Source organism: Pseudomonas sp. (assembly GCF_037994325.1).
Lineage (GTDB): Bacteria > Pseudomonadota > Gammaproteobacteria > Pseudomonadales > Pseudomonadaceae > Aquipseudomonas.
This window is the reverse complement of sequence record NZ_JBBNAH010000026.1, coordinates 1-7,635: the sequence shown is the minus strand read 5'-3', so window position 1 is coordinate 7,635 and position 7,635 is coordinate 1. Positions and strand designations below refer to the sequence as shown.

The following is a 7,635-nucleotide window of genomic DNA, read 5'->3' as shown; positions in this document are numbered from 1 at the left end:
TCGTTGGCCGAGGTGTTGTGCAGATCAATTATCCGCGTGACGAACGCTTCGGCTTCATCACCGGTGGCGCTACTGGCCATGGTTTTGGCTTTGTCGACAGGGACGATCACGGTGCGGTCGCCTTGATCAATCGCGGTAAAGCCTTGCCGACGCAAAACGCTGAGAAAGAGCGAGTAAATGTCCTCTTTACTCATCGCGGCCTGCGCCTGAACGGTGACGCGGCCGTTGAGGTTAGGGTCGATAACGATGGTTTTTCCGGTGATTTTTCCGACCTCGCCAACCAAATCGCGCAGTTCGGCGTTTTGCATATTGAGCGTCCACTGCGGTTTGTCATCCGTGTTCTGAGCAGCGTTCAGCGTGTTGGACATCAGGCAGGCGGACAGCGCCGCTGCGACTAGCGAGAGCTTGTTCATAGTGGATTTTCGATAGTGGGGGAAGGCATGGCTGAGGCCGCGGACGCTTGGGGCGGCGAAGCAATAAATAGGGGCGTTGCAGGGGCGGCGAACGTCAGTGTCTGGCGTCTGCCGTTGCGCAGAATGAGCACTTCATCGGTACTCACGCTGGTAAGCGTGCCGCCGCCGGGTAGGCTGTCGCCTGGGCGGTAAAAGGCGCTGGCATCAGGTGATTGGATGAGTGCCCGTGAGAGGTCTTGTCGACGTTCCACAAAGCAGGCAAGAAGCGTCAGCGGTGTATCAGCGGCCGAGGCTTCGTCTCCCGCTTGTTGTTGAACGCCGAGAAAGGACGCGACTGCGGCAATGTTCAGTGGCTGATCTGCGGGTATTGCACGGCTTTCGTTGATAGTGGGAGCGGGTTGGCTAACGGATAAGCCTTGTTGGAGTTGCCAGAGATCAAAGGTAAGCCAGCCCAACACGCATAAAGCGATCGCGACCATCGCAGCGTAACGAACCTTGGGTACGCTCCAGGCTAAGGGCGAAATGGGCAGATTCACGGAGACTCCAGTGCGTCGAATAAAAGCGCCACGCCAGACGGCAGCGGAACGGGCGGCGATTATCGCGAGCGAGCGGGTGTCGACGAGTGGGCTCTGTCCTTGTTGATGTGTAGGTTTTTTCCTGTGGTTGGTACGGCTAGAGGCCATAAATTGATGAGATATTCGGTGAGTCAAATATCGGTATCGCCTCTCATACAATTTGTAATGCGTTGAATAGGGCAACCTCTGTGCCTGATACTGCGCGCTAGTAATCTCATCCCGCGTGAGGACTTCACGATCGAACTTGCGGGCGTGGGAACGGGGCCAAGGATGGTGGTTAGATAGGGGGTGCGGTGGTGGCTTTGACCTGTGGTCGAGGTGCCAACGTAGAACAGCAATTCTTACTTCCAACCAATAAAAACAGGCGCCGCATAAGGACACTGTATGAAGCGTCTTTTGATACTGCTGACCGTATTGGCGATTGCCGGATGTTCTTCGGCCCCAACGGTGCATAAAAAGTACGGTAAGAAGGCAGGCTTACACATTAGTTGTTCGGGGTTGAGTTCATCCTGGGAAGACTGCCTGAGCGAGGCCGCCAAGAATTGCGGTAGCGCCGGGTACAAAGTGTTGGCGAAGTCGGGTGTGGGGGAGGGCGATTACGCTGAAAACTATCCCTTCGGTCTGAATCCGGATGGCTTCTCCAGCCGCAATATGATCGTGCTTTGTCGTTAGATTTTCTGCCAACAACACCGGCCAGCGCTTTGGCCTTAGCTGACTGATTGCTGCTACAGGAATAGACATGACGAAGTGGATTTTCGGGGCGTTACTGATAGCCCTCAGTGGTTGCGCAACGGTGAACGAGACCATCACCAAGGATGGCAACGAGGCATTGAGCATCGATTGTTCCGGGCAGGCGTTGAAGTGGGAGCACTGTTACGAAAAGGCGATGCAGAGCTGCCCGTCTGGGTACGATGTTGTGGGTAAAAAGGGCCGCGCCGATGCGGCACCCGATGACCGCGTTCTCGGTCTTGAGCCGGGTGATTACGCTTACCGTAGTCTGGTGGTGACCTGTAAATAGCGGGTTATCAATCGCCCATAAAAAAACCGGAGCCTGTTGCCACAGGCTCCGGTTTTTTTTCGCCCTGGCGGGCAATCAGGCGGGTATGTAACTCATAACGCCGGCGTTATCCACCAACTGTTTTCTCATCTCTGAAGAAAGCGAGCCGGCACGTACGCAAAGCTCACGGCGTACCCCTTCTACCACCTGGCCAAACACTTCGGCGCTGACCACTTCATCTGAACTGATAACGCGGCTGTAGGCCATTTCATCATTACTGTCAGCGAGGGTGAGCACCACGCTACCATCTGGGCGACGCTGGCCCAGAGAAGGGCGCAGCGGGTGGAAGGCTTTTTCGAGCAGGTCGAAATTAACATGACGCATATAAGCGCTCCGTCGCGGGTGAGTTAGCTCTGACCGTCCCGCGTGACGGAGGTTCAGGCCGCCAGGCCTTTAGTTGCCAGGGTTTGCCGCGTACGGTCAATTACCTGTTGCAGCGAGCCGTTGGCGTACTGCTCTGGGTAGAGACGTTCGCAGTGACGGGCAACGCCGCGATCGTTGACGATGGTGAAGCTGAAGCAGCCATTGCGCACAGCCTGGATATGGCAGGCCAGAGGGGCGAAGGCATTACGCAGGGTGCTGATAGCATCCTGAACTTGGGGTTGGGTGTTCATCATTATTAGATGTTCCTACTACACATGCGGCGTCGTTGCCGCTAACAAAAAAACTCCGATATTGGCCGCCAAATGGGCGAGCGCAAGTGACTCTGATCGGAGCAGGACCGCACGATAAAGTTCCACCAATTGGTAGCGCTGAAGGTGCAGGTAGGTACTTCGGAGGGCAGGTGCCACGGAACACTATTTAAGTGCGGTTCCAGTGGCAAACCTGATCAATCAACGGATGGTCTTGGCAGAGTTGGAGGCAACACGGCAGTCTTTTACAGAGGGCGGTGATGCTTTATCTGGAGGCCAGCCAGGTGGGCTGAAACAGCTTTCACTTGGCGTCAGGCACTTCACATCAGCAGAGCTCGGTTGAGCTGAACGCTGGAGGGGAGGGCTTAAATTGATTTTCAGACGTGGTACTAACCGGGCGGCACCCTACGGGAAAAAACCTGTTATGGCTAGCCAGTCTGACCAGTGGTTATAAAGTCGCTGTCTTTGGTAACCGCGCGCAAAAAAAACGCAGGCATAAAAAAGCCCCACCGAAGCGGGGCTTTTTACATTCAGCGCTGGGCTGAATTAGGCAACCTGAACTTCTTCAGCTTGCATGCCTTTCTGACCTTTGGCAGCTACGAAAGTAACCGACTGGCCTTCTTTCAGGCTTTTGAAACCATCCGATTGGATAGCTTTGAAGTGAACGAAAAGATCGTCGCCGCCCGATTGTGGAGTGATGAAGCCGTAGCCTTTTTCATCGTTGAACCACTTAACGGTACCAGCTTGGCGATTGGACATGGTGTAGCTCCTTGAACAAAGTTAACTGAGGTCATAAGACCAGGTCGGGACTGAGTGCAAAGAGTAAAAGGAGTCGTGTGGCAAGAGCGAGCTTCCATTGCGATTCACGGTGACACAAGCAGCACAGTGGCGACACCATACAAGGTTTATTCGCCGAGTGCGAGCCCTTCGCATCGGCCAAAATAGGCCTCTGTTTTACTCGTTAATAATCGCGCGCGGCGCCTCGTTTTGCGCTGTAAATTTGCTCAAAAATTGTTGTGTACGCGCCTCGCGCGGATTGGCAAATAACGCCTTGGCTTCGCCTTGCTCAACGATCACGCCGCCGTCGATAAAAATCACCCGATTGGCCACGTCGCGGGCAAAACTCATCTCGTGGGTGACGATCAGCATGGTGCGGTTTTCCTGCGCCAGGCTACGAATGGTGGCTAGCACCTCACCGACCAATTCCGGGTCCAGAGCCGAGGTGGGCTCATCGAACAAAATCACGTCCGGCTGCATTGCCAGCGCTCTGGCAATGGCCACGCGCTGCTGTTGCCCACCCGACAAACGCCGTGGGTAAGAGTCCTCCTTGCCCGCCAAACCGACCCGCGCCAGCAACGCGCGACCGCGCTCAATGGCCGTGGCGCGTGGCTCTTTTTTCACCACGATCGGTCCTTCAATAATGTTCTCCAGCGCAGTGCGATGGGGGAACAGATTGAAGTTCTGAAACACAAAACCCACGCGTTGACGCAGGCTGCGAATCAGCTCTTTCTGCTTGGCCAGTGGCTTGCTGGCGTCGATAAACATATCGCCCACTCGGATGGTGCCACTGCTGGGTTCTTCCAGCAGATTGAGCATACGCAGTAGGGTCGTTTTGCCTGAGCCACTAGGGCCAATAATGGCCACTACTTCACCGGCTGCCACATCCAGGTCAATGCCCTTGAGCACCGTTTGCCCATTGAACACTTTGGTCAGTGCGCGCACTTCGATCATGGGCATTTTATTGCTCTTGGTTGTGGCGATTAACGCGGGCTTCCAGATGGTTTTGCAGCAGCGCTAATGCGCTGGCAAGCACCCAGTAAATCAGCGCGGCGGCCAGGTACATGGTGAAAATCTCGAAGGTGCGCGCGGTGATCAACTGTGCCTGGCGGAACAGCTCGGGCACCTGAATGGTGGCCGCTAACGCTGTGTCTTTTACCAGCGAGATAAAACTGTTGCCCAGCGGCGGCAACGCCGTGCGTGCGGCTTGCGGCAGGATGGCTCGGCGCAGGGTTTGCGCGCGAGTCATGCCGATGCTGGCGGCCGCTTCCCATTGCCCACGGTCAATCGAGCCAATGGCTGCGCGCAAGATCTCGCAGACATAGGCGGCCATGTTCAGCGAGAAACCCACCAGCGCGGCCGGCAGCGGATCCAGTTGGATGCCCAGTTGCGGCAAGCCGTAATAGATCATAAACAGCTGCACCAACAGCGGCGTACCACGAAAGAACGACACGTAGACGCGCGAGGTCCAGCTCAGAATCTTTAAATGCGAAAGGCGCATAAGCGCCAAAGCAAAGCCCAGGAGCATGCCAAAAAACATGCCCCCCAGGCTCAGTACGATGGTGTAGATGGCGCCCTTCAGCAGGAAGGGCGCAGAGTTCAGCGCAAGCTGCAGACTCTCTTCGATCATTTGGTTACGTCAGCCTTGAACCACTTCACCGAGAGCTTTTCCAGCGTGCCGTCAGCGCGCAGTTTGGCGATGGCTTTGTCGATGGCCGCGAGCAATTGCGGGTTGCCTTTACGCAGGGCAATACCGGCTTCCTGCGGGGCGAACGGTTTGCCGGCCACGGCCAGGGTATTGCCGGTTTTTTCGATCAGCTCAAAGGCTGCCAAACGGTCACCCAGGATGGCGTCGAGACGGCCCACACGCACGTCCTGGTTGCGGCTGGCATCGTCGTCATAGGTGCGAATATCCGCGCCCGGTACGTTCTCTTTCAGCCACTGTTCATAGTTGGTGCCCAGCACTACGCCGACTTTCTTGCCGTCCAGATCGCTAGGTTTGGAGAACTTGTCTTCTTGCCCTTTGCGGGTCAGCACTTGAATGCCGGAAACGGTATAGGGGCTGGAAAAATCGTACTTCTTCTTGCGCTCTTCGGAGATGGTCACTTGGTTGACCACAATGTCCAGACGCTTGGATTCCAGTGCGGCGAGGATGCCGTCCCACTTGGTGGGCTGGAACTCCGCTTTAACCCCCAGCTCCTTGGCAATGGCTTCGGCGAACTCCACTTCAAAGCCAGTCAGTTTGCCGCTCTCGTCTTGGAAGTTAAACGGTGGATACGTGCCTTCCAGGCCAATCTGGATCGAGCCTTTTTTCTGGATGGTTTGCAGCAGATCGTCAGCGGCCTGGGTGCTGCCAATAAAGCTGGCGCCGAGCACCAAGCTCAAGCTGCCAAGAATAAAGGTACGGCGCAGTGCGGAAATGGTCATAGCGAAAATCCCTGAAATGCGTGAGGTGGCGTGAAGTGGGGATAACTATAGAGCGAAATATAATATGCAATAAAATAATAAAAAATTAGATATTGCTTCTATTTTGGAATATGTGTCCGCCGTCACGCCGGATGATAGGCAAACAATGCCGGCGAGCCCCCAGTATGCAAAAACAGCAGCGGATCATTGCCGGGGAAGCGCCCCTTGGCGATGCCATCGAGCAACCCGGCAAACGCCTTGCCGGTGTATACCGGGTCCAGCAGTACACCTTCCTGACTGGCCAACAGTTTGATCGCCGCCAAGGTTCCCGCATTCGGCTCGCCGTAACGTGGACCGAAATAGTCGTCCCACAGTTCTACTTTAAACGCGGCGGGTAACGACACGCCGAGCAGCTCAGCCGTGCGCTCGGCCAACCCCTGCACCTTGGGCAACTGCGTGGCGACCGGGCGCGACACGGTCACGCCAATCACAGGCAGCTGCGGCAAGCACTCCGCTAGCGCCAACGCCAAACCGCTATGGGTTCCGGCGCTGCCCGAGGCCAGCACGACGGCTGCAAAGGTTTTGCTGCTTTCTTCTATTTGCTGGGCCAATTCCAATCCGGCGCGCACATAGCCGAGTGCGCCCAGGGCATTGGAGCCGCCAATCGGCACTACGTACGGCTTCTTGCCAAGGCTACGCAAACGCTCGGCGGCTTCCTGCAAAAGTTGCTCGGCGTTGTCGAGGTTGGCCACCAATTCAACCTGCGCATCAAACAAGTCCAACAGCAGGCGATTGCCATTGCTCAAATAGTTGCTGTCTTGTGTACCAATCGGGTTTTCCAGCAGGGCCAAGCAGCCCAGCCCCAAGCGCGCCGCGACCGCCGCCGTTTGCCGCACGTGGTTGGACTGAATGGCGCCTGCTGTGATCAACGTATCGGCGCCAGCCTGGAGCGCGTCGGCCAACAGATACTCGAGCTTGCGCACCTTGTTGCCACCCAAGGCGAACTGAGTGGTGTCGTCGCGTTTGATATAGATGTCCCGGCCCAGCGTGGCGGAAAGGCGCGGCAGCTTTTCCAAGGCGGTAGGGGCGTTGAATAACGGCAGGCGCGCGAAGCGGTTGAGCGGTTGGCTGATCATGGTGTCCGGCGAAAGAGGGCGCAAAGCAGAGGACTATAGGTAGCGATCGGGGCCCGCACAACTGGATAAAAACAAATGCGCATTAGTGGCCAGTTGCTTAGTTGCACAGCTTTAGCGCACCCCCGCGTCGGCCAGTTAAAACAATGGAAACGGCTTTTCTGGGTTTGCCGTGGCAGCGGCTAGCAGATTTGCATGATGAAATTGTGTCGGTTGGCTTACCCGCGACCAAGCGTCACCTCAGGAGTTCCGTGGGTTGCAGCAATCTGTGTAGGAAAACTACCGGCGTATAAGCGCTAAAAGCGCCTTCAACTGCCCTTAAAAAGGGCGTCAGGCAACCGCGCGTCAAAACTTGTGCACAATTGCGAAGCGAGCCTAGGGCCACGGCGGAAAAACCTATATGGGCCTTCAAGTTTTTTTCTTTGCCGATTAAGTCAATGAAAAATATAGACTTTTTGAGTTGGTGAAAAAATCATCAATTCGACTTTGAGCCCCGCGCCATCGGCCTTCGCGAGCCTTGCTACCAACTTGTCCACTGAGTTATCCACAGGTTCTGTGGATTGTCGCAAGCGCTTGCTCTAGAACGCGGGTGTCGATTTTTTTCAAGACTTTACCCACAAAAAAATCGGAGTAGAGTGGCCG

10 protein-coding genes and 1 pseudogene are annotated in these 7,635 nt (G+C 55.8%); 2 read left to right on the top strand and 9 right to left on the bottom strand.

Going from position 1 to position 7,635, the window contains the following annotated elements:
* Positions 1-413: pseudogene (locus tag AAAB16_RS00870) on the bottom strand (type II secretion system protein GspD); the annotation flags it as partial.
* On the bottom strand, positions 410-949 hold the full coding sequence (locus tag AAAB16_RS00865) for a type II secretion system protein N (protein WP_340661623.1): 540 nt from the start codon (positions 947-949) through the stop codon (positions 410-412). The gene AAAB16_RS00865 and the pseudogene AAAB16_RS00870, both read right to left, overlap by 4 nt.
* Positions 950-1,372: 423 nt before the next feature.
* Here AAAB16_RS00865 and AAAB16_RS00860 point away from each other — a divergent pair, with 423 nt between their 5' ends.
* Both AAAB16_RS00860 and AAAB16_RS00855 read left to right on the top strand, forming a co-directional pair.
* Entirely contained in the window at positions 1,373-1,660 is a 288-nt protein-coding gene (locus AAAB16_RS00860) for a hypothetical protein (protein ID WP_340661622.1), read from the top strand.
* A 67-nt stretch (positions 1,661-1,727) separates the two neighbouring features.
* A complete protein-coding gene (locus tag AAAB16_RS00855) occupies positions 1,728-2,006 on the top strand; it encodes a hypothetical protein (RefSeq protein ID WP_340661621.1) in 279 nt (92 codons plus the stop codon).
* 75 nt (positions 2,007-2,081) lie between these two features.
* Here the strand turns inward: AAAB16_RS00855 and AAAB16_RS00850 are convergent, their stop codons facing one another.
* From AAAB16_RS00850 to AAAB16_RS00820, 7 genes are all read right to left on the bottom strand, one after another.
* Complete coding sequence (locus tag AAAB16_RS00850) at positions 2,082-2,369, bottom strand: DUF3509 domain-containing protein (protein ID WP_340661620.1); 288 nt, start codon at positions 2,367-2,369, stop codon at positions 2,082-2,084.
* Positions 2,370-2,422: 53 nt separating this feature from the next.
* Entirely contained in the window at positions 2,423-2,659 is a 237-nt protein-coding gene (locus tag AAAB16_RS00845) for a hypothetical protein (protein WP_110616389.1), read from the bottom strand.
* 564 nt (positions 2,660-3,223) lie between these two features.
* Entirely contained in the window at positions 3,224-3,436 is a 213-nt protein-coding gene (locus tag AAAB16_RS00840; RefSeq protein ID WP_108095560.1) for a cold-shock protein, read from the bottom strand.
* Between the two features lie 195 nt (positions 3,437-3,631).
* Positions 3,632-4,408 (bottom strand): L-cystine ABC transporter ATP-binding protein TcyN, encoded by a 777-nt coding sequence (gene tcyN / locus AAAB16_RS00835; RefSeq protein WP_340661624.1) that lies wholly within the window; start codon positions 4,406-4,408, stop codon positions 3,632-3,634.
* 7 nt (positions 4,409-4,415) lie between these two features.
* On the bottom strand, positions 4,416-5,081 hold the full coding sequence (gene tcyL / locus AAAB16_RS00830) for a cystine ABC transporter permease (protein ID WP_177411346.1): 666 nt from the start codon (positions 5,079-5,081) through the stop codon (positions 4,416-4,418).
* Entirely contained in the window at positions 5,081-5,881 is an 801-nt protein-coding gene (tcyJ, locus tag AAAB16_RS00825) for a cystine ABC transporter substrate-binding protein (RefSeq protein ID WP_340661619.1), read from the bottom strand. The genes tcyL and tcyJ overlap by 1 nt, the downstream gene beginning before the upstream one ends.
* Positions 5,882-6,003: 122 nt before the next feature.
* The gene (locus AAAB16_RS00820) at positions 6,004-6,996 is read right to left on the bottom strand and encodes a D-cysteine desulfhydrase (RefSeq protein WP_340661618.1); all 993 of its coding nucleotides are present in this window, start codon (positions 6,994-6,996) and stop codon (positions 6,004-6,006) included.
* Between the last annotated feature and the right edge of the window lie 639 nt (positions 6,997-7,635).

Coding starts and splice junctions, on each gene's coding strand:
- AAAB16_RS00860 (WP_340661622.1), top strand. CDS start 1,373: ATGAAGCGTCTTTTGATACTGCTGACCGTATTGGCGATTGCCGGATGT.
- AAAB16_RS00855 (WP_340661621.1), top strand. CDS start 1,728: ATGACGAAGTGGATTTTCGGGGCGTTACTGATAGCCCTCAGTGGTTGC.
- AAAB16_RS00850 (WP_340661620.1), bottom strand. CDS start 2,369: ATGCGTCATGTTAATTTCGACCTGCTCGAAAAAGCCTTCCACCCGCTG.
- AAAB16_RS00845 (WP_110616389.1), bottom strand. CDS start 2,659: ATGAACACCCAACCCCAAGTTCAGGATGCTATCAGCACCCTGCGTAAT.
- AAAB16_RS00840 (WP_108095560.1), bottom strand. CDS start 3,436: ATGTCCAATCGCCAAGCTGGTACCGTTAAGTGGTTCAACGATGAAAAA.
- tcyN (WP_340661624.1), bottom strand. CDS start 4,408: ATGATCGAAGTGCGCGCACTGACCAAAGTGTTCAATGGGCAAACGGTG.
- tcyJ (WP_340661619.1), bottom strand. CDS start 5,881: ATGACCATTTCCGCACTGCGCCGTACCTTTATTCTTGGCAGCTTGAGC.
- AAAB16_RS00820 (WP_340661618.1), bottom strand. CDS start 6,996: ATGATCAGCCAACCGCTCAACCGCTTCGCGCGCCTGCCGTTATTCAAC.